The organism is Oscillospiraceae bacterium (assembly GCA_035380125.1).
Lineage (GTDB): Bacteria > Bacillota > Clostridia > Oscillospirales > JAKOTC01 > DAOPZJ01.
In genome coordinates this window covers 3435-28401 of sequence record DAOSWV010000008.1, presented here as the reverse complement: position 1 = coordinate 28401, position 24967 = coordinate 3435, and the positions used below count along the sequence as shown (strand labels likewise).

Here is a 24967-nt window from a genome sequence, read left to right as displayed (position 1 = left end):
TTTTTTCGAAAGGAACTGATGAACCGACATGAGCAAGAAGATCGTCGCCAAGAGCGCCACACCCGATACCATGGAGATATTTGAAGCGGTAAAGCTGCTCGAAAAAGAAAAGGGCATCACCTCCGGCATGCTGCTGGAGCGGATTAAGAATGCCATCGCCATCGCGGTGCGCCGCGACATGGGCTGTGAAGACAATACCATCACCGACATCGATATGAAAACCGGCAAATTCAATGTCTATATCCGCAAATCAATCGTTGAACAGGTGGAGGACAACAATACCCAGATTACCGAGGCGGAAGCCAAAAAGGTCGAGAGTTACGACCCGGAAAACGGTTATGTCGACGTGCCGCTGAACACCAAGGATTTCGGCCGCATTGCCGCACAGGCCGCCAAACACGTGATCCGGCAGGGCATCCGCGAGGTCGAGCGTGAGCAGATGCTGGAAAAATTCCAGAATTACCGCTTTGAACTCGTCACCGCGCGTGTCATCCGCATCGACCCGATGACGTCGAACGCCACTGTCGAGATCGACGGAAACGAACTGCTTCTGCCGCGTACCGAACAGCTGCCCGAAGAGACCCTGCGTCCCGGCCAGCTGATCAAGGTCTACGTCGTCGACGTTAAGGACAGCGAAAAGGGTCCGCGTGCGCTGATTTCCCGCACCCATCAGAACATGGTGCGCCGCCTGTTTGAAAAAGAGGTCTTCGAGATCGCAGACGGTACCGTTGAGATCAAGGCTGTCGCCCGTGAGGCCGGCAGCCGTACCAAGATCTCGGTTTACAGCCGCGACCCCAACATCGATCCGGTCGGCGCCTGCATCGGCCACAAGGGGGCGCGCGTTGCACAGATCATCGACGAACTGGGCGGCGAGAAGATCGACATCGTCAAGTATTCCCCGCTGCCGTCTTCAATGATCGCCGCGGCTTTGGCTCCGGCATCGGTTATCGACGTCGAGATTTTGGATGAGGAAAACAAGCTGAGCCGCGCCATCGTGCCCGACCATCAGCTCTCGCTGGCCATCGGCAACCGCGGCCAGAACGCCCGGCTGGCAGCCAAACTGACCGGTTGGAAAATCGACATCCACTCCGACAAGGAGGGCGCGAACGAACCCGGTTATATGGCGTTCGATTTCGACAACGACTTCTTCGCCTCCTCCGGATCGGACGATTCCAACTGATTTATGGCGGAAAAGAGGATCCCGCAGCGCATGTGTACCGGCTGCGGCGAGATGAAAGATAAAAACACATTGCTGCGCGTCGTGCTGACCCCTGAGGGCGAGATCCTGCTCGACAAAAAGGGCAAGGTCTCCGGGCGGGGCGCATATGTGTGCAAAAGCGCCGAATGCCTGAAAAAGGCGATAAAGACCAGGCGGCTTGAACGCAACCTCAAAACGTCCATTTCGCAGGAGGTCTACGACCGGCTGGCAGAGGAGATCAATGGCTGAAAACGATAAACTGATGAGTACCATGGGATTGGCGCGAAAAGCGGGACGGCTGGTGTACGGCTATGATACCGTCAAAAACGCGATCCAGACACACAAAGCACTGTTGGTGCTGACGGCGTCTGATTTATCGCCCAAGACCCTTTCCAATGTAAGATTTTTATGCGGCGAAAAGGTGAAACACATTTCACTGGACCGCACAATGGAGCAGTTTTCCGCAGCGGTCGGAAAGGCCGCGGGCGTCGTCGCAGTTGTCGACGAGGGATTTGCAAAATTGATACAGGGATATCTGACGGATACCCGCGAGTAGGAGGAGTTCAATGATCACACGAAAGTACAAAGTCCACGAGGCGGCGAAGGATTTTGCGATTGGCGGTAAAGAACTGACCAGCAAGGATATCCTTTCGATTATCGACCCCGACGGGAAAGAAGGCAAAAAATACTCCACGGTGATGACTGAGGAGGAGCTGGATCTGATTTTTGACCGGCTCACCAACGAGAACAGCGTCAAGAATTTTATGGAGTTTTTTGCCGAGGCCATGGCTGAGGCCGAGAAAAAACGTGCAGAACTGGCCAGAAAACAGGAAGAGCTGGCGAAAAAGCAGGCGGAGTTGGCCAAGAAACAGGCCGCTCAGCCCAAGCCCGCACCGGCAGCTGTTGAATCAGCTCCGGCAGCAGCGGCGCCACAACCCGCCGTTCAGCCCGCAAAGAAAGCACAGCCGAAACCGGAACCCAAAAAGCCGCAGAAGGTCGTCGGCTATCAGCGGCCTGCCGGCGTACAGCCGGTGATGACCCCGTCCGAGCCCAAGAAGCCCAAGGAACGCGTGATTCTGCCGCCTCAGGAGCGCGTGATCCGTATGGTCGACACCCGATCAGGCGTGGAAATCAACGCCGACAAATACAGCGGACGTTATGAACAGAGCGGTCCCGCCAATCTCAATTCGCGCAAGTATGAGCCGCGCAAACAAAAGATCAATCAACGGTCCCGCCAGCAGGGCAGACCCGCGTTCTCGAAAAAAGAGACCGAGGCCGAAAAGCTGCGCCGTCTGCAGCTTGAAAAAGCCCGTAAGCAGCAGCTCAAAATCACCGTCCCGGACGAGATTTCGGTCGGTGAGCTGGCCACCCGTTTGAAAAAGAACGTCGCCGAAGTGGTGAAGAAACTGCTCTCGCTGGGCACCTTCGCCTCGGCTTCCGATATTATCGATTACGACACCGCCGAAATTGTCGCAATGGAATTCAACGTGAAAGTGGAGCGCGAAGTCGTAGTGACGATCGAAGAGCGCATCATGGACACGAGTGAAGACAACGAGGCCGATCTCGAACTTCGCAGCCCAGTCGTGGTGGTCATGGGCCACGTTGACCACGGCAAGACCTCCCTGCTTGACGCCATCCGCAAGACCAAGGTCGTCGAGGGCGAGGCCGGCGGAATCACCCAGCACATCGGTGCTTATCGGGTTAAAATTAACGGCAAGGACATTACGTTCCTGGATACCCCGGGCCATGAGGCATTCACCTCAATGCGTGCCCGCGGCGCCAATATGACGGATATTGCGGTGCTGGTTGTCGCGGCGGATGACGGTATTATGCCGCAGACCGTCGAGGCCATCAATCACGCCAAGGCCGCCGGCGTTTCCATCATCGTGGCCATCAACAAGATGGATAAACCCGGCGCAAACCCCGAAAAAATCAAACAGCAGCTGACCGAACATGAACTCGTCATCGAGGAATGGGGCGGCGATACGCCCTGTGTGCCGGTCTCGGCTGTCACACATATGGGCATAGATGAACTGCTGGAGACCATAATACTGCTGGCGGACGTCAAGGAGCTCAAAGCCAATCCCAACCGCGCCGCCAAGGGTGCTGTCATCGAGGCCCGCCTCGACAAGGGCATGGGCCCGACCGCCACATTGCTGGTGCAAAACGGCACGCTGCATACCGGCGACGTACTCGTCGCGGGCGATACGGTCGGCCGCGTGCGCACAATGACCGACGACAAGGGCAGAAAACGCGAGAGCGCCGGCCCGTCCGAACCGGTTGAGGTCACAGGTCTTGACGCGGTTCCGACTGCGGGCGAGAGTTTTGACGTTGTTTCCGACGAGCGGCTGGCCAGAGAATTGGTTGATCAGCGCCGCACCCAGGAAAAAGAGGAAAAATTCAACGAGTTCCGTAAGGTTACGCTCGAAAATCTGTTCGATTCGCTCAAAGAGGGCGAGATCAAGGAACTGCCCGTTATCGTCAAGGCCGATGTCAACGGTTCGGTCGAGGCCGTCAGCCAGTCGCTGCAGAAGATCGGCACCGACGAGGTACGCGTAAAGATCATCCATGCCGCCGTGGGCGCGGTCAACGAATCCGATGTCATGCTGGCACAGACCGCCAACGCGATCATTGTCGGCTTCAACATCCGCCCGGATTCCATCGCCGCCGAAAACGCCAAAAATGCGGGCGTCGATATCCGGCTATACCGCGTTATCTACGACTGCATCGATGAGATCACCGCCGCGATGAAGGGCATGCTCGCACCCAAGTATAAAGAGGTGATGCTCGGAAAAGCCGAAGTGCGCCAGGTCTATAAGATTACCGGCGTCGGCGCAGTCGCGGGCAGCTATGTGCGCGAAGGCAAGATCACCCGCAATGCCCAAATTCGCCTCGTGCGCGACGGTATTATCGTTGCCGATGACAAGATCGCAGGGCTGCGCCGCTTTAAGGACGACGTGAAAGAAGTTGCCGAGGGCTATGAGTGCGGTATTTCGCTTGAAAAGTTCTCCGATATCAAGGAAGGCGACATCTTTGAGGCCTACACCATGGAGGAGATCAAACAATAAAAAACTGCTGAAAGGGCGGTAAGAACAAGGAATTTGGTCCTTTTGCGATATGAAATAAATAAATTTTTGTAGGACCAAATGTCCCGGATTCTGCGAAAGGAAGGCCATCAAGATGTCATATACGAATCAGCGCAACAGCGAGGATATCAAACGAGTGCTCTCTACGGTCATCCCGACGCTTAAGGATCCGCGCATTTCGGGCATGCTCTCGATCGTACGGGTGGATCTGTCGGGTGACGGGTCCATCTGCCGCGTCTATGTCAGCGCTATCGAGGGCATGAAGGTGGCCAAGGTTTCAGCAAGAGGATTGGAGGCCGCGGGCGGATTCATCCGTCATGAGGTCGGTTCCCGGCTGCGGCTTCGCGTGATTCCGCATTTTGAGTTCATCGCCGACAACAGCATCGAATATTCCGCTGAAATTGCGAAAAAACTCAAGGATTTGAATACCCCGGGAGAAAAAGACGGAGAATAGTAAATTCGGAGGAGAAAATGGGCGACGAACTGGTAAAAGCCGTTGCGTTTTTAAAAGAACGGGACGATTTTCATATCATCTGTCATGTCAATCCCGACGGCGACGCCATCGGTTCGGCGGTCGGACTGGCATTGATTTTGCATGAACTCGGAAAGAAGACCAAGGTCTGCTGCGCCAGCGAGATTCCGCTCGTTCTCCGCTTTTTATGGGACAAACTGCCGCAGGACTGCGAGACCCCCGAGACGATTTTATCCGTCGATACGGCTTCGGTCGGGCAGTGGGGTAAGCTTTGGGCGGATTATAACCGCTGTGACCTCTCGATCGATCACCATATCTCTCATGTGCAGGAGCGCTTTGAAGATCTTCTGGTGCTTGATTCAAGCGCCGCCGCCACGGGTGTAATTATTTTACAGATTGCGAAACTGCTCGGTGCCAAACTCACCCCGACGATTGCCGATGCGCTCTTTGCTGCCGTTTCCACAGACACCGGCTGTTTTAAGTATGCCAACACCAATGTCGGTGCGCATGCCGCTGCGATCGAACTGACCGAGGCGGGTGCCGATACCGAAACCATTACACGAAAGATGTTCGAGACCAAGAGCCGCAGCGAGATGGAGATGTGGCGTATGGTTTTGGATAGCATCAAATATTATTCCGACGGCAAAATCGCCGTTGCGACCGTCACGCAGAAAATGCGCGAAAAGGCCGGATTTTATAACGACGACCTCGGCGAATTAGCCTCGATTCCCCGTCAGATTGAGGGTGTCGAATGCGGCATCACGCTCAAGCAGCTGTCACGGGGCGTTTATAAAATTTCAATCCGGACCAATGAGAAACTCAGCGCCGAGGAGATTGCAAAAGCCTTCGGCGGCGGCGGACATACCCGTGCGGCGGGCTGCACGATTCACGGCAGCCAGATCGAGGTGCGGGACAAGCTGATTGCCAAGGCCGAGGAGCAGTTGGCGGCATGGACGGACTGATCTGTGTCAATAAGCCGCGGGATTTCACCTCGTTTGACGTGGTGGCAAAATGCCGCGGAATTTTAAAAGAACGGCGCATCGGCCACGGCGGAACCCTTGACCCGATGGCGACCGGCGTTCTGCCGCTTTTTTTGGGCCGTGCGACGGGTGCGGTAGGCCTCTGCCCCGATACGGAGAAGACCTATCTTGCTGGGATTCAATTGGGGATTACAACCGATACATATGACATTACAGGGACTACGGTCTCGACCTGTCAACCCAAAAATTTGGGCGTGGCTGATATCGAGGCGGTTTTATCGGATTTCCGTGGCAACATTGAGCAGCTGCCGCCCATGTATTCTGCGGTCAAGGTGAATGGTCAGCGGCTTTATGATATCGCGCGAAGCGGGCGGGAAATCGAACGGAAACCGCGTCCGGTCACGATTGGTGAATTGATTTGCTATGAGGAAGACGGCGGGCTTTTTTTGCGTGTCACTTGTTCCAAGGGAACCTATGTACGCTCGCTGGTACACGATATCGGACAAAAACTGGGCTGCGGAGCGGCGCTTTCTTCGTTAGTGCGCACCCGGGCCTGCGGGTTTACACTTGAAGACTGCGTAACATTGGAACAGCTTCAGCAGTGTCGGAACGAAAATGATGAGACACGGTATCTGCGCCCGATTTCGGATGTGTTCAAAACATTGCCCGAACTTGACATCACCGGTGAAAAACTGCGGCGGTTTGTGAACGGCGCGGATATTGAGACCGATGTGCCCGACGGGCTTTATACGGTGTTTCACGGCGGCTTTATAGGGATTTGTTCCGTTGCCGGGAACATCGGCCATACCAAAAAACTCTTTTGTGATCCTCTGGAGATTGCCTTATGAAAGTCATAACAGATATTGCGGATATTGATTTTAAAAAGCCGGCGGCGGTTGCATTAGGCTTTTTTGACGGTGTTCATTTGGGACACCGTGCGGTAATTTCATCAGCTGCAGAAAGTGGTCTGATGCCGGTGGTGTTCACCTTTGCACAACATCCCCGTGCGTTTTTCGGCGATGCGCCGGAACTGATCTCCGATTTGAACGACCGGCTTTCCTGCTTTGAGCAGCTTGGTGTGGAAGTTGCCGTCGCGGTGAAGTTTGCCGATTTTGTCGGGATGAGCGCTTCGGAATTTTATGCCTTTCTGCGGAATAAACTGAATATGAGAGCGGCTTTTTACGGGTATAACTACCGCTTCGGAAAAGGGCAGGAGGGCGGCGAAAAATTGTTGGCGCAATGGTGCGAAAAAGACGGGATTGCGCATACCCGCATTGAACCAGTGCTTTTTAACGGCGAACCGATCAGTTCCAGCCGGATTCGCGCGGCGATGAACGAAGGCGACGTCGCGTCGGCCTCGCAGATGCTGGGGCGTGCAATCGTGTTGACGGCACAGGTCGGAAGCGGAAAAAATTTGGGGCGAAAACTCGGATTTGCAACCATCAACCAGCCGTTAACAGCGCCGGTGAGGCCGCTTTTACGCGGTGTCTATGCCGCTTCGGTAACGCTGGAAGGCAAAACCTATCCGGCAGTCACCAATTTGGGCGCGCGCCCAACGGTGCTGCAGTCGGAGGAGGCCGCCGAGACCCATATCATCGGCTTTGACGGGGATCTTTACGGCAAAACCGTTTGCGTGCAGTTTTTAAAATTTTTGCGCCCTCAGCGCAAATTCGATAACGTGGAACAACTTCAAAACCAGATTCGGCAGGACGTGGCGGCGACGATGGAAATGAGGAATGTGAAATGAAAATGATACGGAAAACGGCGGTCTGTCTGGCCGCTTTTTTGCTTTTGACGCTCGGACTTGGCGGCTGTCAAATTTCGCAGGAGCCGGAAACTCGCACGGTGTTCGCCATGGATACCGTGATTACCCTGACGGCTTACGGGGAAAACGCCGGGAAGGCGCTCGATGCCGCAGTGCAAAAACTCAACGATTATGACCTGTTGCTTGACGTAGACAGCGGCGACATCGGCGCTGTCAACGAGAATGCGGGAGAATTTGTCGGGGTCAGCGAGGAAGTTTATAAGCTTTTATCTGACTGCGTAGAGTTTTCACGCCAAACGGACGGGGCTTTTGACCTCACGGTCGGCAGATATATCAATTTATGGGGATTCCGGTCACAGACCCGTGTGCCGTCTGATGAGGAAATTGCAGAGGCGGCGGAGTTTGTCGGGTGGGAGCAGATTGAATTGGCGGACGGCAAGGTGAAAATTCCCGAGGGGATGCAGCTCGATCTCGGCGCGGTGGCCAAGGGATTTGTTGCGGGAAAATTGAAAGAACTGCTGACCGAATATGGGATTGAAAGCGCGATTTTATCGCTGGGCGGCAATGTGACCACGCTCGGAGAAAAGCCGGACGGTTCGCAGTTTGTTGTCGCCATCCGTGATCCCAACGATCCCGATGCTTATTTGGATACGGTCAATGTGTCGGACACTGCGGTTGTGACCTCGGGCAGTTATATGCGTTATTTTGATGTGGACGGCGTGCGCTATCACCATATCATTGACCCCGAGACCGGTAAACCCGCAGACAGCGGATTGGTCTCGGTCACCGTGATCTGTACGGACGACACCGCAGCAGATGCCTATGCGACCGCATTTTTTGTCATGGGCGCAGAAAAGACGTCCGAATTTTTAAAAGACCGGCCCGAAATTAATGTGATTATGGTTGAAACCAACGGAGAAATCATACGAGTCAATTAAAAACCATGTAAAATGCCTTGACAAAAGCGGTTTCCGGAAATACAATAAGACTATTAAGTCCGGCTCATAAGCATTTCGAAACGGTTGTCTGCTCGTAAAGAGCCGGCGTACAGAACGAAAATGATAAGGAGTGGATTTTATGGCAAATGAAAATTGCGAAAAATGCGGCGCAGCCTTAAACGGCGCCCAGTTTTGCCCGTCCTGCGGAACCGCGGCGGTTCAGGTGCAAACCCAACCGAACCCCCAGCCTGTCCCCGTTCCGTCACCCCCTTCGGCCGGATCCGTTTATTCAGCGCCACCCCCTCCGGCCGATGTAAAACCGCCTAAGGGCGGAAGGTATTCCGTGATGGGCATCGGTTCTTTTATGGGCAGTTTGTTTTTGCTCTCACTTCCCATCGCGGGTTTCATTCTCATGATCGTCTGGGCCAGCGGCGGATGCAAAAACGAAAACAAACGCAATCTTGCCCGAGCCATGCTGATTTGGTGGGGGATCGGAATTGTCATCGCAGTGATTTTGAGCGTGCTTTTGACAGCTTGGGGCATATCCGGTATCAATGAAATTCAAAATTGGCTTGACATGATGTATTGATGTTTAATCCGAATTTCGGAATTGAGTCCGACGGATTACATAAAAAAATTAATTTCAGGGAGGAAATCACATGCCATTCTGTGGGAAATGCGGAGCGGAAGTTCCGGAGGGAACCAAATTTTGCGGCGTTTGCGGTGCTGAGATTGCGGGAGGTTCGGCGCAACAGGCCGCACCGACAGGTGCCCCGGTCGGTGCGCCGGTTCAGACCGACGATGTCAAGGATGTGACCGAGAATAAATGGATGGGAATTTTGGCTTATTTCGGCCCGCTGGTATTCATTCCGATGTTTGCGGCAAAGAATTCAAAGTTCGCCAGATTCCATACGGTACAGGGATTCAATCTGTTTTTGCTTTGGATTGCTTACACGGTCTTGTTTAGTTTACTCGGACTGATCAAAGTCACCCGTTATGTTTGGGGTGTTCCTTATATGGGCACGCCGGCTATCATCAACATCCTCAGCGTGATTGTCAGTTTGGGCATTACGGCACTGGCCATCATTGGAATCGTATTTGCCGCTCAGGGAAAAAAGAAAGAACTTCCCGTTATCGGTAAATTGCATATTCTCGATTCGTTCATGAAACCCTCTGTTTGATTTTAATGGACGCGCGATCAAAAACCGCCGGTGCAACCGGCGGTTTTTCTTGATATTTTGAGCCGAAATATGCATTCGGTTTGTATTCGTTGCATGGATATGGTATAATATGTCCACAAATTAACGACGCGGAGGGATTCGGGTCATATGAAACGTACGATTTCGGCTTTACTGCTGGTCATGGTTTTGGTTTTGGTTTTGGTGTTTTCCGGCTGTTCCAATCTCGCAGAGCCGTTTTTGGGAAAATGGAGTTACGATTACGCCGACAGCGGTTTGGGTATGTATTATATCTTTGAAAAGAAAGGCGTACTGAAAGCGCAAACCCTGATCAGCGAGGCGGAGGGAAGACCCGCGCTTGATTACGGCACTTATAAGGTTGTTGACGAGGATACCATTCTTATGACGGATACGTTTGGCGAAGAAAAGGAATATACTTATGAATTCGCCAAAAACGGGACAAAACTTACGATATCCGATGCTGACTATATCATGGGATTCACAAAGGTAGAGCCTGAGGAATAAATTCTTCGGGTCTACTATACGAGAGGATGGTCATGACAGATGACAGTCAATGAGATGCAGGAGCGCATCCGCAAGCTGAAAGCGGGAAAAGGAATCTGCGTACTTGCGCACAGCTATCAAGGCCGCGAAATTACCGAAGTCGCCGATTACAGCGGCGACTCTTATCAACTCAGTGTGATGGCGGCAAAAACCAACGCCAAGACCGTGATCATGTGCGGCGTGCGGTTTATGGCGGAAACGGTGAAAATTCTCTCGCCCGATAAGACCGTTTATTTAGCCAACCCGACTGCCGGATGCCCGATGGCCGAACAGATGGATAAAGAGTTGATTGAAGGCGTTAAAAATCAGTTCCCCGATTATGCGGTCGTTTGCTATATCAACACCACTGCCGAACTCAAGACCGTGTGCGACGTCTGCGTCACCTCGTCGTGCGCCGTCAAGGTCTGTTCGAGAATCCCCAACAAAAATATTTTGTTTATTCCCGACTGCAATCTCGGGAAATTCGTCGCCGACCAACTGCCGGAGAAAAATTTCAAGCTGCTGCAGGGTGGCTGTCCGGTGCATGCGGCCATCACGCTGCGCGATGTCGAAGCGGCCAAAAAAGCCCATCCCAACGCCCTGCTGCTGGTGCATCCGGAATGTGTTCCGGCGGTGGCTGCTGCTGCTGATTATGTCGGCTCAACTTCGCGCATATTCCATGATGCCCGAGAATTCATCATCGGCACCGAGAACAGCATCGCCGAACATTTGCAGTATGATTATCCGAACAAGCGGTTTTACACGCTTTCTAAAAACCTGATTTGTGAGAACATGAAGGCGACGACGCTGCCCGATCTGTTGGCCTGCTTGGAGGGCGTGGGCGGTGAGGAGATTACGCTCGATCCCGATACCCTCAAAAAGGCGCGCCGGTGTATTGACGAGATGATTCGGCTGAGTGAGTGAGATGGTAATCAGAAGGGCGGAAGCGGGCGACTGCGCCGAAATCGCCCGGCTTTTAAAAATTATCGCGGCGCAGCACGGTGCCGGCAGACCTGATTTATTTGACGATTCGCACGGAAAATATGATACCGCAGGGGTTACGGCATTATTAACCGACAACGCGGTGTTTGTCGCCGAAGGCGGAAACGGTATTCTCGGCTATTTGATCGCCAAAATTAAGGATCAGCCCAAGATTGCGGTTCGAAAGGCCTATCGCTGCGTCTATATCGACGACATCTGTGTTGACCCGAATGGTCGGAAACAGGGCGTGGGGCAGGCATTGTTTGAGGAAGCAAAAAAATATGCGCTGCAAAACGGCTGTTATAACATTGAGCTGAACGTCTGGGAATTTAACGCAGGCGCAAAATCCTTTTATGAGCGGATGGGCATGTCGACGCAGAAGCGAACCATGGAGTTGATATTGCCCAAATAAATTTCAGGAGATGAAGATGAGTCCGTATCTGATTGTCTATGGCTTTTTATTGATCTTTGCAGCAATCGCATTTTTAAAAAAGAAGGATTACAACCTCTTTTTTATAGCGTCAGCTGTGGTATTGACGTTATTTTTGGCGCTTCGTTACGGCCAAGGCAGTGATTATTTTGCCTATATGCGTCTGTATGAAGAAGCGCCGGGCGGCATCATCTCCATTCAAAACTTTTGGGGTAAAAACGAGAACGTTGAAATCGGATGGAAACTGCTTGAGGCCGTTTTTCAAGCGATAAAAGCGCCGTTTTGGGTTTTTATCGGTGCGATCGGCGCCGCTTCGATGCTGCTGTTGGTCCGGTTCGCCGTGAAATGCTGTCCCGGTGCGCGTACGTTTGCGCTGCTGCTGGCCTACCCGACCCTGTATCTGACCTATTTGGTTTCCGGCATCCGGCAGGGACTGACGATCTGTGTGTTTTTAGGATTGATGCTGCCGTTTTTACTTGAGAAGAAATATTGGCAGTATTTTGCGGTCGGCATCGCCTGCCTTTTTATTCATAAGGCCTCGTTTATCGTCCTGTTTGCTCCGATTGTGCTCTTTTTAAGTCAAAAGGCGGTCTGGTGGATTTTGAGCGGGTGTGCGGCAGCCGGGGTTGTGGTCGGTATTCCGTTTGTCAGTGAGCTGCTCCAAAACATCGCATTTGCCCTCGGAAAGAGATATACTTTCAACGGAATTACGGATATCAGCTGGATCGCACTGGCCGAACGACTGGTCACATTCGCGGTGATTGCCTTTGTCTATTGGAAATATAAAAGAGAAAACGAAGACAAAACAGCAGATTTGGTATTTAAAATTTATTGTTACGGGCTCGGGGTCTATCTGCTGCTGATGTCGGCGCCGATGATCGCCAGCCGTATGATGTTTCCGCTCAAGATGGCCGAGATCATGCTGGCCGGAATATTTATCGTAAAAATGCCCAAATGGCGGTATCCCGTCTTTTTGTTCTTTGTCGCACTGACTGCGGTGATGACCTGGAAGAATATCGGCAGCTATATTGACCAGGGGATTTATAATTGTAAAATCGTCAATTACCCCTATGTCACTGTTTTGCAGAACCAAGAGACCATTTTTGAATGGCGCGATCCGCAGGGAATTTCGGATACTGTTATTGACCGAAAACTTGCGCAGTCAATCGGTGTTCCGGAACAATATCTCCCTGAGGAAAAAGAAGAGATCCAGTGATTTGAAAGGAGCAATTATATGCCTATTCCGACACCACACATCGAGGCCAAAGCCGGTGAAATCGCAAAAACTGTGCTGATGCCCGGAGACCCGCTGCGGGCCAAAAAACTTGCCGAGACCTATCTGACCGACGCCGTCTGCTACAATCAGGTGCGCGGTATGCTCGGCTACACCGGTTACTACAAGGGTAAGCGCGTGTCGGTGCAGGGCAGCGGCATGGGAATTCCGTCCATCGGCATCTACTCGCACGAGCTGTTTAACTTTTACGGGGTCGAGCGGATCATTCGCATCGGCTCGGCGGGCGCTTTCGACGTCTCGCTCGACGTCGGGGACATCGTGCTCGGCATGGGCGCCTGCACCAATTCCAACTATGCGACGATGTTCAATCTTTCCGGTACTTTTGCACCGATTGCAGATTGGAATCTGTTGAAAGCCGCCGCAGATGCCGCTGAAAAACTCGGCATCAAGTATAAAGTCGGCAATATCGTATCGTCGGACACCTTTTACGGAGAGGATAAAAAGTTTTCCGAGGGGTTCCGCGATATGGGTGTGCTGGCCGTTGAGATGGAGGCCGCCGCGCTGTATATGAACGCGGCAAAGGCGAAAAAGCAGGCGCTGTGCATTCTGACGATCTCGGACTGCCTGTTCAAAGAGGGCAACGCCACCTCCGAACAGCGCCAGAACGCCTTCACCGATATGATGGAGATTGCGTTGGAGATCGCGTAAAATCGTGTAGGGAACGGTCTTGACCGTTCCGGTTTTTTCTGCAAGGATTGAAGCGCGCGCTACGAGGTGGTCGGTCAGAAGCTTATTCAACGCGTTTGAAACCGCCATCATGGCGGCGGAACGGTCAAGACCGTTCCCTACAATGTAAAACGGGGGATTATGATGGACTATTCATCTTTGGTGACATCGGCGTTTGAGGCGCGAAAAAACGCCTATGTGCCGTATTCGAAATTTGCCGTCGGGGCGGCGTTATTGACTGCCGACGGGCGGATTTATTTGGGCTGCAACATTGAAAATGTCACCCTGACCCCGACCGTCTGCGCCGAGCGGACCGCTTTTTTCAAGGCGATCAGCGAGGATGTCCGCGAATTTGCGGCGATTGCCGTTGTGGGCGGGCTGGTTGACCTCGGAGAGAGGCAGGTGGATTTCTGCACACCCTGTGGGGTCTGCCGTCAGGTGATGGTCGAGTTCTGCGGACCCGATTTTAAAATTGTCACTGCGCGTTCAAGGGACGATTGGCGGGAATATACATTGGATCAATTGCTGCCGGAGGCCTCAAAACCGAAGTTTTAATAGATGCTTTGATATGACGCCTTGCCGGCAATTTCTAACTGCATATATCCATAAAATAACAGGAATTATGTTATTGGAGGGGAATATCGTCCATGCTTAATTTCATTAAAAAGAATATTGCTAAAGTGATTGCGATTTTCATGTTGATCGTTTTTTTTAATTTTTGGGTTGGTTCGATAATAAAATGTGAAATACTTACCAATCAATACGGATATGAGTTTAATAATGTGATTAAAAATTACAGCATGTTGGAAGATACGGATTATTATAAAGTGATAAAATACAATGAAGAAACAGCGGTAGTGTATTGTGTCAGAAAAGGTGAGTATGGAGATACTGCTTATATGGTAAGACAAGGTAGGACATGGATGATCAAAAGTTTTCATACTGTATGGTCATCAACGGGCAGCGCAGATGATTTTATTTGGCCTTATATCAGATGAGTGTAATGAACATTTGCTTTTGCAAGGGAGATATCGTCCATGCTTAATTTCATTAAAAAGAATATCGTTAAAATAATTGCGCTTTTTATATTGATTGTTTTTTTGGATTTTTGGGCCGTTTCCATATTAAAATGTGAAATACTTACTTATAAACACGGGGCGGAATTTTCAGATGCGGTCAATCGTTTTAATATGATGGATGTGGATTATTATAAAGTAATTAAATATGATTATGATGATCATATGGCGCTGGTTTATTGCGTTGCAAGAGGAGGTGCCGGAATTACGATGAGTTTTAAAGAAAACGGAAATGCCACAGGTTGGATTTATCTCGGATGGAGGACTGTTTGGTCTTCATCCGGCAGTGCAGATGATTTTATCTGGCCTTATATCAGGTAAAAAGCAAAAATGGAAAATCAATTGTTATAGTCGTTTGGCGCGTTTGAAAAGCTATAGGAAAATTGATTATTAACGCATTCCTTTCTTGCGTTTATGGCGTATTTATGGTATACTCGTGAAAATCGGATTTTTATAAAAATTCGTTTTTTCGGGTATCATTTTTTATCCGCCGGAGATTTTCGGCGTGACGGAGGACATCAATGAGCGAATCGAACGAGAAAAGATTATTTTTAGGCAACGAGGCGGTCGCCAGAGGGCTTTATGAGGCCGGATGCAAGGTCGTATCCAGCTATCCCGGCACGCCCAGCACCGAGATCACCGAGTATGCCGCCGAATACGATGAAATTTACTGCGAATGGGCACCGAATGAGAAGGTCGCGGCGGAGGTCGCCATCGGCGCTTCGTTCGGCGGAGCGCGCGCGTTCTGCGGCATGAAGCACGTCGGCCTTAACGTGGCTGCTGACCCGATTTTCACCGCGTCGTATACCGGCGTGGGCGGCGGGCTTGTCATCGGCGTGGCCGACGACCCGGGCATGCACTCGTCCCAGAATGAACAGGATTCGCGCCATTATGCAGTTGCGGCGAAACTTTTGATGCTCGAACCGGCGGACTCCGCCGAGTGCCGTGATTTTGCCAAAACGGCTTTTGATCTCTCCGAACAGTTTGACACGCCGGTCGTTTTGCGTCTGACCACGCGTATTTCCCACTCCCGTACCCCCATTGAATCGGGTGAGCGGGTGGAAGTTGCGCTGAAACCCTATGAAAAAAACGCCGCGAAACGGGTGATGGTGCCGGCCAACAGCCGCATGCGCCATATCGCCGTCGAGCAGCGCATGAAAGCGTTGGTTGATTTTGCTGAGACCACGCCGCTCAACAAGATTGAAAAAGGCGGAAAGATCGGCATCATCACCTCCGGCATCACTTATCAATACGCCAAAGAGGCGTTGGGCGACAAGGCCAGCTATTTGAAACTGGGCGTCGTCAACCCGCTGCCGGTCGAACTGATTAAAAAATTCGCCTCAAGCGTCGATGAATTATATGTGCTTGAAGAACTCGACGACGTGATCGAGACCCACTGCGTCAAGATCGGCGTCGCCTGCAAGGGCAAGGAACTGTTTTCGCTGTGCGGCGAATACACCGCCAATGCGATTAAAAAGGTTATTTTGGACGAAGAAGTCAAGACGCTTGAGGCGCACAAAGTGCCGAACCGTCCGCCGGTGCTGTGCCCCGGCTGCCCACACCGCGGTATCTTCCATGTGCTGTCGTCGATGAAACTCTATGTCAGCGGCGACATCGGATGTTATTCACTCGGGGCCGCGCCGCCTTTGGCCGCGATGGACAGCATCGTCTGCATGGGCGCGTCGATTTCGGCTTTGCACGGCTTTAACGTCGCGCGCGGAGACGAGTTTTCCAAACGCGCCGTCGCCGTCATCGGCGATTCCACGTTTATGCACTCCGGCATGACCGGACTTTGCGATATCGCATACAACAAAGGCATTTCCACCGTTTTGATTCTCGACAACCGCATCACCGGCATGACCGGCCATCAGCCCAATCCGCTGACCGGCAGAACCATCAAAGGCGAACCGACCGTCGAGGCCGATCTCGAATTGCTCTGCAAAGCGTTCGGCATCAAGCGGGTGCGCACGGTCGATCCGTTCGACCTCGAGGGCTGCAAAACGGCGCTGACCGAGGAACTTGCGGCTGCGGAACCGAGCGTGATCATCGTCAGAAGACCCTGCGTGCTGCTTAAAGAAGTCAAACTGCTGCCGCCGGTGAAGATTTTGCCCGACAAGTGCAAAAAGTGCAAGGCGTGTCTGAAACTCGGCTGCCCGGCCATTGTCAACGGCCCGGATGGCCCGTACATCGACCAGACGTTATGCACCGGCTGCGGACTGTGCAAGAGCGTCTGCAAGTTTGACGCCATCGTTTGAAAGATAAATCTTTCAAACGAGACGAGTTTTACGCTTTTTTATAAGCACAGATGAATTAAATTTTACGGATCGCGTAAAACATCGCGACCTCGGAGGATGATTATATGAACAGAAATATTGTAATCGCGGGTGTCGGCGGACAGGGCACATTGCTCGCAAGTAAGATTTTAGGCCAGTGCGCCTTAAATTTGGGATATGACGTCAAGGTCAGCGAAGTCCACGGCATGTCGCAGCGCGGCGGCTCGGTGGTCACTTATGTGCGGTACGGCGACGAGGTCGCTTCGCCGCTGATCGAGAATGGGCAGGCCGATATTTTATTGGCGTTTGAACAGCTCGAGTGCCTGCGGTGGCTTCCGGTTTTGAAACCGGACGGCGTCGCGGTGATGAGCGAACAGAAAATCGCGCCCATGCCGGTCATCACCGGCGTTGAGCAATACCCCGAAAACATCGCAAAGACCATTCGCGGCTACGGTGTGAAGCTCTATTCCTGCGACGCGCTCAAAATCGCGGAAGAACTCGGCAACATCAAGGCGGTCAACGTGGTGCTGATCGGACTGCTGGCCAAGCACTCGGACATCCCGAAAGAGGAATTTATCAAGGCCATCGAACAGACCGTCAAACCGCAGTTTGTCAAACTCAACCTCGCCGCATTTGAGCGCGGTTATACAAGCGGAATTTAAAACAGCAAGTTTTATAAACGGCATCATATTACAAGGGGGAAACGCAAATGTTGAAACAGCTATCGGTATTTTTGGAAAACAAGGCCGGCAGTGTCTGCGAGGTGGCGGAACTGCTGCAGAAAAAGAACATTGACGTTGTGGCTCTCTGCATCGCGGACACCGCAAAATTCGGCATCTTGCGCATGGTTGTCAGCGACCCCGACGCGGCGGTCGAACTGCTGCGCGGGCAGGGGCACACCGTTTCGCTGACCGACGTTTTAATCGTCGGTATCGAGAACAAACCCGGCGGAATGCTGCCGGTTCTGCGGGTATTGAACGAAGCAGGCGTCGGTATCGAGTATATGTATGCCTTTGTCGGAAAGACCAAGGACGCCTTTATGGTGCTACGGGTCGAGAATCCCGGGACAGTCGCCGATATTCTGACGGCAAAAGGCATCACCTGTGCCGATCAGAGCATCATCGGTTAAAATTTAAAAGGAGACATTAACATGGCGGGAAATCAGAACAAGGTCGAAGCAATCACCTCAATGGAAGAGGACTTTACCAAGTGGTACACCGACATCTGCCTGAAGGCAGAACTGGTAGACTACACGGCGGTGAAGGGATGTGTGGTGCTGCGACCGTACGGCTATGCGATCTGGGAGAATATTACGAAAATTCTCGACGGGATGTTCAAGGCCACCGGGCATGAGAACGTCGCAATGCCGCTGTTGATCCCCGAGAGCTTATTACAAAAGGAAAAAGACCATGTCAAGGGGTTTGCCCCCGAGGTGGCCTGGGTCACGCGCGGCGGTTTGGAACCGTTGGAGGAGCCGATGTGCATCCGCCCGACCTCCGAAACGCTGTTTTGCGAACATTTTGCACACGTTTTGCAGTCATGGCGCGACCTGCCGATGAAATACAACCAGTGGTGCAGCGTCGTGCGCTGGGAAAAGACCACGAGGCCGTTTTTGCGCAGCCGCGAGTTCTGGTGGCAGGAGGGCCATACGATTCACGAGACCCCCGAAGAGGCCGTCGCCGAGACCGAACAGATGCTCGGGGTGTATGCCGAATTCGCCGAAAAATCTCTGATGATCCCCGTGACCAAGGGCAGAAAAACCGACAGTGAGAAATTCGCCGGAGCCGAAGCGACCTATGCGGTCGAGGCCATGATGCACGACGGCAAGGCGCTTCAAGCCGGAACAAGCCACTATTTCGGCGACGGGTTCTCGCGCGCGTTCGGCGTGACCTTTACCGGCCGCGACAATACGCTGCAATATCCCCATCAGACCAGTTGGGGCGTCTCGACGCGGCTTGTCGGCGCGATCATCATGACCCACGGTGACAATAACGGGTTGGTTCTGCCGCCCGCGGTCGCTCCGATTCAGGTTGTGATTCTTCCGATCGCCCAACATAAACCGGGCGTGCTTGAGAAAGCCGCCGAACTTAAAGAGCGGATTGCGAAATTCGCGCGGGTCAAGGTTGACGGCAGCGACAACTCCGCCGGCTGGAAATTCGCCCAGTATGAGATGAAAGGCGTTCCGCTGCGGCTGGAGATCGGCCCGAAAGACATCGAAAAAGACCAATGCGTTCTGGTGCGCCGCGACAACGGCGAAAAGTTATTCGTGCCGCTGTCCGATTTGGAGACGGTCATTCCGAAACTGCTCGGTGAACTGGCAGACGGGCTTTATGAAAAAGCAAAAGCCAATCTTGCACGCCGGACCGTGCGCTGTGCGACGATGGATGAGATCATGGCGCACGCCGAGGAGAACTTATTCGTACATGCGTCGTGGTGCGGCGATGAGGCCTGCGAGGACGCAATGAAGGAGAAAGCGGGACTTTCGAGCCGCTGTATCCCGTTCGGGCAGGATATGCCGTCCGATAAATGCGTTGTCTGCGGCAGACCCGCCAAATATGAGGTCATCTGGGGTAAGGCGTATTAAATAAAAAGAAATTTCGAGGGGGAATTCATCCCCCTCATCTCTTATTTGGAGGCAGTTATGGCGTTTCCGAAACATATTTACACGGGTTTTTTTCCGAAATTTCATATTCAGGGCATTGCGGTCGATACCAAAAAGGGCTATTTGTACTGTTCATTCACAACCGCGCTGCTCAAATATACGCTTGACGGCAAATTCATCGGCAGCGTCGGCGGTCTCACCGGCCATATGGGCTGCATCGATTTTTGCGAGGACGACGGGCGCGTGTGGGGTTCGCTGGAATATAAAAACGACGCGATCGGCGCGGGGATTCGGAAAAATCTCGGCGGTAAAGCTGAGAATATCAACGGGTTTTATGCCGTTGCGTTTGACGTTGACCGCATCACGAGGGCGGATATGGACGCGACAAGAGACGGCATTATGACGGCGGTTTATCTGCGGGAAGTCGTCGAGGATTACGAGGCGCCGGGGCATCGTTACGGCTGCAGCGGCATTGACGGCACCGGTTTCGGGCCGGCGTTTGGGCAGCCCGCGGGGACGAAAGAGTACCTGCACATCGCCTACGGTATCTACGGAGATGTCGCGCGCGGCGACAACGACTATCAGATTATTCTGCGCTATGATCGGGAAGAACTCAAAAAATACGAGCGGCCGCTGGATCAGAAAGCGCCGCACCAATCCGGCCCCGAACAGCCCGACGCCAAGATTTTCGTCTTTACCGGCAATACGGTATACGGCGTGCAGAATCTCGAATACGATGCGGCAAGCCAAAAATGGCTGATGGCGGTCTATCACGGGCAAAAGTCCACATTTTCGAATCCGCCGATGTTCTGGTTCGACGGGCAAAAGGCGCCGGTTGAAAAGGCGATTAAAGAGAGCGGCGAACGGCATCTTGTGATCGAGCCGGTGGGAACGAGCGCATTCACCTACGGGCAGACCGGCATCTGCGCACTCGGCGAGGGCTTGTTTTATATCAGCCACGACGGCGCGGACGGAGAAAAGCAATTCTCGGATATCTATCTTTATCAAATGACGGACGGAGAGAACCCCGATTTTCAACGGGTGTGAGGTAACATATGAATTCATTGCGGCATCTTTATAAAATCGGGCGCGGGCCGTCGAGTTCGCACACGATGGCGCCCGACAAAGCGTCGAGGTATTTTGCGTCGGAGTTTCCGGATGCGGATGCCTATAAGTGTATTTTATACGGCTCTCTCGCCATGACGGGCAAGGGGCATATGACCGATCTGATCATTCAGAACGCGTTTGCGCCGAAACCCTGCGAGGTCATTTTTGATAAAAAGACAACAAAACTACCGCACCCGAACACGTTTGATTTATTCGCCTACCAAAACGGCAACGAGATCGGGATGCGCCGGGTGATCAGCATCGGCGGCGGAAGCTTTCACATCGTCGGGGAAGAAGCCAGAGAGCCGCGCCAGTATTATCCCGAAAACAATTTTACCGAAATTATCGAGGCCTGCCGCAAAAATGAACTGCAGATTTGGGAGTACGTCGAGCGCATTGAGGGCGAACGTGTTCACAATTATCTGCACGAGGTCTGGCGGGTGATGCAGAAGGCCATCGACGAGGGATTGGCGACGAAAGGCGTTTTGGCGGGCGGACTCGGCGTGAATCGCAAAGCGAATTATTTATATAACCGCAGGCACGAAAACGAATCGCCGCAGACCCGCGAAAACCGGATTGTGTGCGCCTATGCCTTTGCCGTGAGCGAACAGAACGCGGGCGGCGGAGAAGTCGTGACCGCGCCGACCTGCGGCGCCAGCGGTGTGCTGCCGGCGGTATTAAAATATATGCAGCAATCCAACAATTTCACCGACGAGGACATCATCCACGCGCTGGAGACGGCGGGTGTGGTCGGCAATGTGATCAAGCAAAACGCCTCGATCAGCGGCGCCGAATGCGGATGCCAGGCCGAGATCGGCAGCGCCTGTTCGATGGCGGCCGCGGCGGTGGCACAGTTGTTCGGGATGAGTTTGGATCAGATCGAATATGCCGCCGAGGTGGCGATGGAACACCATCTGGGACTGACCTGCGACCCGGTGGCCGGATTGGTGCAGATCCCCTGTATCGAGCGCAATGCGGTTGCGGCGATGCGCGCCATCAACGCGTTCCGGATCGCCGAATTTTTGACCGAGACGCGCAAGGTGTCGTTCGACACGGTGGTCAAGACGATGTACGAGACAGGGAAAGACCTTTCGAAGCGTTACCGTGAGACCGCCGAGGGCGGTTTGGCGAAGTATTTAAAAACAAAGAAACGGAAAATGTAAGTAAAAAAGCATAAAAGTTTCGCTGGCCTTTTCAAAGGCCACAGGATTCAAAGGGGCAGAGCCCCTTGTCGCATTCCGCAGAATGCGAAATCTTTCTATTAAAACGACAGGGGGGATTATTAAGGGGGTCTGTTGCTAACCCCCTTAATAAGGGTTCGGGGAACAGTGTTCCCCGTCTTGAACCGTAAAAGACGTGGGTTCATTTATTAAGGAGGAAAATCTTTTTCCGCGCCTTTCAATGAGAGGGAAATTAAGAGTACCACGGGGAAGCTTCTGCAAAAAAACGATAAGGGTCGACGGTGGCGTCGCTCCATATAAAACATAAAGGGGTGAAAAGCCCACAATGGACATCGCAGAGGTCAAAAGCAAACTGCGCAAATTAAAGCGGCTGGAATGCACGCTGCGCAATTCGGGACAGCTCAAAAACTGCCCCGTTTTGGTATGGGATAATTTCTTCGACCTCTCCGAAAACGGGCAAAAAGTCAAAAAAGCGCGGTACGATGCGATTGCGCTGTGCGCTTTGAACCGCGAACAGCTGAAAGCTGTGATCGATGAGTATTGGGCGTTTGTATACGGGGAGTTATTTCAAGAGAATTTAATACAGGGACGACTGTTTTACGACCGCGACGCGCTGATTCAACTGGGGCTGCCGTTCGATTCCGACGAGACGGCGGTGAAAAAACGGTTTCGGGAACTGGCGAAAATATACCACCCCGACGTGGGCGGCGATGCCGCAAAATTCATAGAACTGATGAATTTATACCGGCGGTTGATTGTGGCTTAATTATGCCGATTTATATTAATAAAGCAATCGTTTTTATCAGTCCGAGATTCTTCGGCTCCGTTTCACTCCGCTCAGAATGACAGAAATGCAGACGGCTATGCTGCGAAATTTATCGAATGATGAACTTATACCGGCGGTTGATCGTGACGTAAAGATTATAATATGTAAAACAAAATCCCCTGCTTTTCAACCGAGGTTTTTTGCGAATCAAGGGAGTTTTATACTGCGGAACAATTGACAAATATATACAAGGCGTTATATACTTTTTATATTGATGGCGGAAGGAAGTCATAGAAATGAGAAGATCCAATGGTTTAAAAGTTTTCTCAATTGTTTTTTCGGTTGTTTTTGCGATGACTTTTTCAGGAGGGTGCGGCGCGAAAACGGCAAACTCACAGACGGCAAATTCGCAAACGGCAAATTCGCAAACGGCAAATTCGCAGACGGCAAATTCGCAAACGGCAAATTCGCAAACGGCAAATTCGCAGACGGCAAATTCGCAGACAGCATCGAACAGTGAGCTATCCGATACAGAGGAAGGATTAACTTATACGCGAGATGGATTCGTTGTGGAAAACGGAATTCTTGTCAGTTATTCAGGAGAAGAAATAAATATTATAATACCCAACGGGGTAATAGGTATCGGAGATAAAGCATTTTCCGAATGTTCCGATTTTACATCAATCACAATTCCCGACAGCGTTTCAAGTATCGGGGACAGTGCGTTTTATTATTGCTGCGCTCTGACATCAATCACAATCCCCAACAGCGTTACAGAGATCGGAGACGAGGCATTTTCAGGATGTTTTGGTCTGACATCAATCACAATTCCCGACAGCGTTACAGAGATCGGAGACAGGGTATTCAGTGATACCGGTCTCAGTGAACCGATTTTTATAAACGGCGGCACGGTTTTGTGTTATGTGCCTGCAAGCTATACAAGTTATACCATTCCGGATACAGTTACTTCAATAAACGGTGCATTTTTCGAATGTTCCGCTTTGACATCAATCACAATCCCCGACAGCGTTACAAATATTGAAGATGGTATGTTTAGAGATTGTTCCGCTTTGACATCAATCACAATCCCCGACAGCGTTACAAATATTGAAGACGGTGCGTTTGGAGATTGTTCCGCTTTGACCTCAATCATAATTCCCGACAGCGTTACAAATATCGGGAATGAAGTGTTTAAAAATTCCGGCCTCAGTGAACCGGTTCTTATAAACGGCGGTACCATTTTATGTTATGTACCTGCAAGCTATTTAAGTTATACGATTCCGGATACGGTTACTTCAATAAACGGCGCATTTTCAGGATGTTCCGGTCTGACATCAATCACAATCCCCAACAGCGTTACAGAGATTAGAAGTTATGCGTTTTCCGAATGTTCCGGCCTGACATCAATCACAATCCCCGACAGCGTTACAGAGATCGGAGAAAGGGCGTTTTGGAGTTGTTCCGGTCTGACGTCAGTCACAATCCCCAATAGCGTGACATATATCGGAAGTTGTGCATTTTCAAGATGTTCCGGTCTGACGTCAATCATAATCCCCAACAGCGTTACATATATCGAGGACAGTGCGTTTTGGGATTGTTCCGGCCCGAAATCAATCACAATCCCTGACAGCGTTACAGAGATCGGAAATTATGCATTTTCTGAATGTTCCGGCTTGATGTCAATCACAATTCCCGACAGTGTTACAAACATCGGAGAAGAGGCATTTTCAGGATGTTCCGGTCTGACATCAATCACAATTCCCGACAGCGTTACAAATATCGGGGACAGTGCGTTTGGTTATTGTCCCAATCTGATGTCGGTAATCATCCCCGACAGCGTTACAGAAATCGGGAATTATGTATTTGCCGGATGTTCCGGCCTGACATCAATCACAATCCCCGACTGCGTTACAAATATCGGGGACGGTGCGTTTTGGGATTGTTCCGCTCTGACATCAATCACAATCCCCGACAGTGTTACAGAGATCGGGAATTATGCATTCTCCGGATGTTCCGGCTTGACGTCGGTAATCATCCCCGACAGCGTTACAGAGATCGGGAATTATGCATTTGCCGGATGCTCCGGCTTGACATCAATCACAATTCCCGAAAGCGTTACAAAGATCGGGGATTACGCATTTTCGGGATGTTCCGGCTTGACATCAGTGATCATTCCCGGCAGCGTTACATACATCGGAAATAGGGTATTCAGTAATACCGGGCTCAGTGAACCGATTCTTATAAACGGCGGTATGGTTTTATGTTATGTTCCTGAAAGCTATTCAAGTTATACGATTCCGGATACGGTTACTTCAATAAACGGTGCATTTTTGGGATGTTCCGGTCTGATATCAATCACAATTCCCGACAGTGTGACATCAATCGGAGACGAGGCATTTTCCGAATGTTCCGGTCTGACATCAATCACAAT

General features: G+C 51.8%; 28 protein-coding genes. All 28 read left to right on the top strand.

Annotation, left to right across the window (positions count from 1 at the left end; translation table 11 throughout):
• Positions 1-28 precede the first annotated feature (28 nt).
• Positions 29-1180, top strand: coding sequence for a transcription termination factor NusA (gene nusA / locus PK629_04185; GenBank protein ID HOP10674.1), 1152 nt, complete (start codon positions 29-31; stop codon positions 1178-1180).
• 3 nt (positions 1181-1183) lie between these two features.
• Positions 1184-1447, top strand: a complete 264-nt coding sequence (locus tag PK629_04180; GenBank protein HOP10673.1) for a YlxR family protein — start codon at positions 1184-1186, stop codon at positions 1445-1447.
• Entirely contained in the window at positions 1440-1754 is a 315-nt protein-coding gene (locus PK629_04175) for a ribosomal L7Ae/L30e/S12e/Gadd45 family protein (protein HOP10672.1), read from the top strand. Before PK629_04180 ends, PK629_04175 begins: the two co-directional genes overlap by 8 nt.
• Before the next feature lie 10 nt (positions 1755-1764).
• Positions 1765-4266: a translation initiation factor IF-2 gene (gene infB / locus PK629_04170; GenBank protein ID HOP10671.1), complete on the top strand. Its 2502-nt coding sequence runs from the start codon at positions 1765-1767 to the stop codon at positions 4264-4266.
• A gap of 112 nt (positions 4267-4378) precedes the next feature.
• Positions 4379-4738: a 30S ribosome-binding factor RbfA gene (rbfA, locus tag PK629_04165; GenBank protein HOP10670.1), complete on the top strand. Its 360-nt coding sequence runs from the start codon at positions 4379-4381 to the stop codon at positions 4736-4738.
• A 17-nt stretch (positions 4739-4755) separates the two neighbouring features.
• On the top strand, positions 4756-5718 hold the full coding sequence (locus tag PK629_04160) for a bifunctional oligoribonuclease/PAP phosphatase NrnA (GenBank protein HOP10669.1): 963 nt from the start codon (positions 4756-4758) through the stop codon (positions 5716-5718).
• Positions 5706-6584 carry a tRNA pseudouridine(55) synthase TruB gene (gene truB / locus PK629_04155; protein ID HOP10668.1) on the top strand — a complete coding sequence of 293 codons (879 nt, stop codon included), beginning with the start codon at positions 5706-5708 and terminating at the stop codon, positions 6582-6584. Before PK629_04160 ends, truB begins: the two co-directional genes overlap by 13 nt.
• Complete coding sequence (ribF, locus tag PK629_04150; GenBank protein HOP10667.1) at positions 6581-7483, top strand: riboflavin biosynthesis protein RibF; 903 nt, start codon at positions 6581-6583, stop codon at positions 7481-7483. Before truB ends, ribF begins: the two co-directional genes overlap by 4 nt.
• Positions 7480-8439: an FAD:protein FMN transferase gene (locus PK629_04145; GenBank protein ID HOP10666.1), complete on the top strand. Its 960-nt coding sequence runs from the start codon at positions 7480-7482 to the stop codon at positions 8437-8439. Before ribF ends, PK629_04145 begins: the two co-directional genes overlap by 4 nt.
• Positions 8440-8785: 346 nt before the next feature.
• On the top strand, positions 8786-9028 hold the full coding sequence (locus tag PK629_04140) for a hypothetical protein (protein HOP10665.1): 243 nt from the start codon (positions 8786-8788) through the stop codon (positions 9026-9028).
• A gap of 70 nt (positions 9029-9098) precedes the next feature.
• On the top strand, positions 9099-9620 hold the full coding sequence (locus tag PK629_04135) for a zinc-ribbon domain-containing protein (protein HOP10664.1): 522 nt from the start codon (positions 9099-9101) through the stop codon (positions 9618-9620).
• A gap of 147 nt (positions 9621-9767) precedes the next feature.
• Entirely contained in the window at positions 9768-10142 is a 375-nt protein-coding gene (locus PK629_04130) for a hypothetical protein (GenBank protein ID HOP10663.1), read from the top strand.
• Between the two features lie 39 nt (positions 10143-10181).
• Positions 10182-11084 carry a quinolinate synthase NadA gene (nadA, locus tag PK629_04125; GenBank protein HOP10662.1) on the top strand — a complete coding sequence of 301 codons (903 nt, stop codon included), beginning with the start codon at positions 10182-10184 and terminating at the stop codon, positions 11082-11084.
• Position 11085: 1 nt separating this feature from the next.
• Positions 11086-11553 (top strand): GNAT family N-acetyltransferase, encoded by a 468-nt coding sequence (locus PK629_04120; GenBank protein HOP10661.1) that lies wholly within the window; start codon positions 11086-11088, stop codon positions 11551-11553.
• A 16-nt stretch (positions 11554-11569) separates the two neighbouring features.
• Positions 11570-12787, top strand: a complete 1218-nt coding sequence (locus PK629_04115) for an EpsG family protein (protein ID HOP10660.1) — start codon at positions 11570-11572, stop codon at positions 12785-12787.
• An 18-nt stretch (positions 12788-12805) separates the two neighbouring features.
• Complete coding sequence (gene deoD / locus PK629_04110; GenBank protein HOP10659.1) at positions 12806-13513, top strand: purine-nucleoside phosphorylase; 708 nt, start codon at positions 12806-12808, stop codon at positions 13511-13513.
• A gap of 162 nt (positions 13514-13675) precedes the next feature.
• Positions 13676-14086 carry a cytidine deaminase gene (locus PK629_04105; protein ID HOP10658.1) on the top strand — a complete coding sequence of 137 codons (411 nt, stop codon included), beginning with the start codon at positions 13676-13678 and terminating at the stop codon, positions 14084-14086.
• A gap of 92 nt (positions 14087-14178) precedes the next feature.
• Positions 14179-14529, top strand: a complete 351-nt coding sequence (locus PK629_04100) for a hypothetical protein (GenBank protein HOP10657.1) — start codon at positions 14179-14181, stop codon at positions 14527-14529.
• Between the two features lie 39 nt (positions 14530-14568).
• Complete coding sequence (locus PK629_04095; protein HOP10656.1) at positions 14569-14928, top strand: hypothetical protein; 360 nt, start codon at positions 14569-14571, stop codon at positions 14926-14928.
• A gap of 200 nt (positions 14929-15128) precedes the next feature.
• Complete coding sequence (gene iorA, locus PK629_04090; GenBank protein ID HOP10655.1) at positions 15129-16862, top strand: indolepyruvate ferredoxin oxidoreductase subunit alpha; 1734 nt, start codon at positions 15129-15131, stop codon at positions 16860-16862.
• Positions 16863-16966: 104 nt separating this feature from the next.
• Positions 16967-17542: an indolepyruvate oxidoreductase subunit beta gene (locus tag PK629_04085; protein HOP10654.1), complete on the top strand. Its 576-nt coding sequence runs from the start codon at positions 16967-16969 to the stop codon at positions 17540-17542.
• 47 nt (positions 17543-17589) lie between these two features.
• The gene (locus tag PK629_04080; protein HOP10653.1) at positions 17590-18009 is read left to right on the top strand and encodes an acetolactate synthase; all 420 of its coding nucleotides are present in this window, start codon (positions 17590-17592) and stop codon (positions 18007-18009) included.
• A 21-nt stretch (positions 18010-18030) separates the two neighbouring features.
• Complete coding sequence (gene proS, locus PK629_04075; GenBank protein ID HOP10652.1) at positions 18031-19464, top strand: proline--tRNA ligase; 1434 nt, start codon at positions 18031-18033, stop codon at positions 19462-19464.
• Between the two features lie 57 nt (positions 19465-19521).
• Positions 19522-20529 carry a hypothetical protein gene (locus PK629_04070; GenBank protein ID HOP10651.1) on the top strand — a complete coding sequence of 336 codons (1008 nt, stop codon included), beginning with the start codon at positions 19522-19524 and terminating at the stop codon, positions 20527-20529.
• Between the two features lie 8 nt (positions 20530-20537).
• Positions 20538-21752: an L-serine ammonia-lyase gene (locus PK629_04065; protein ID HOP10650.1), complete on the top strand. Its 1215-nt coding sequence runs from the start codon at positions 20538-20540 to the stop codon at positions 21750-21752.
• 343 nt (positions 21753-22095) lie between these two features.
• Entirely contained in the window at positions 22096-22536 is a 441-nt protein-coding gene (locus tag PK629_04060) for a J domain-containing protein (protein ID HOP10649.1), read from the top strand.
• 370 nt (positions 22537-22906) lie between these two features.
• Positions 22907-23056: a hypothetical protein gene (locus PK629_04055; GenBank protein ID HOP10648.1), complete on the top strand. Its 150-nt coding sequence runs from the start codon at positions 22907-22909 to the stop codon at positions 23054-23056.
• A gap of 49 nt (positions 23057-23105) precedes the next feature.
• Positions 23106-24967, top strand: a 1862-nt coding sequence (locus tag PK629_04050) for a leucine-rich repeat domain-containing protein (GenBank protein ID HOP10647.1), incomplete at its 3' end; no start/stop codon positions are given.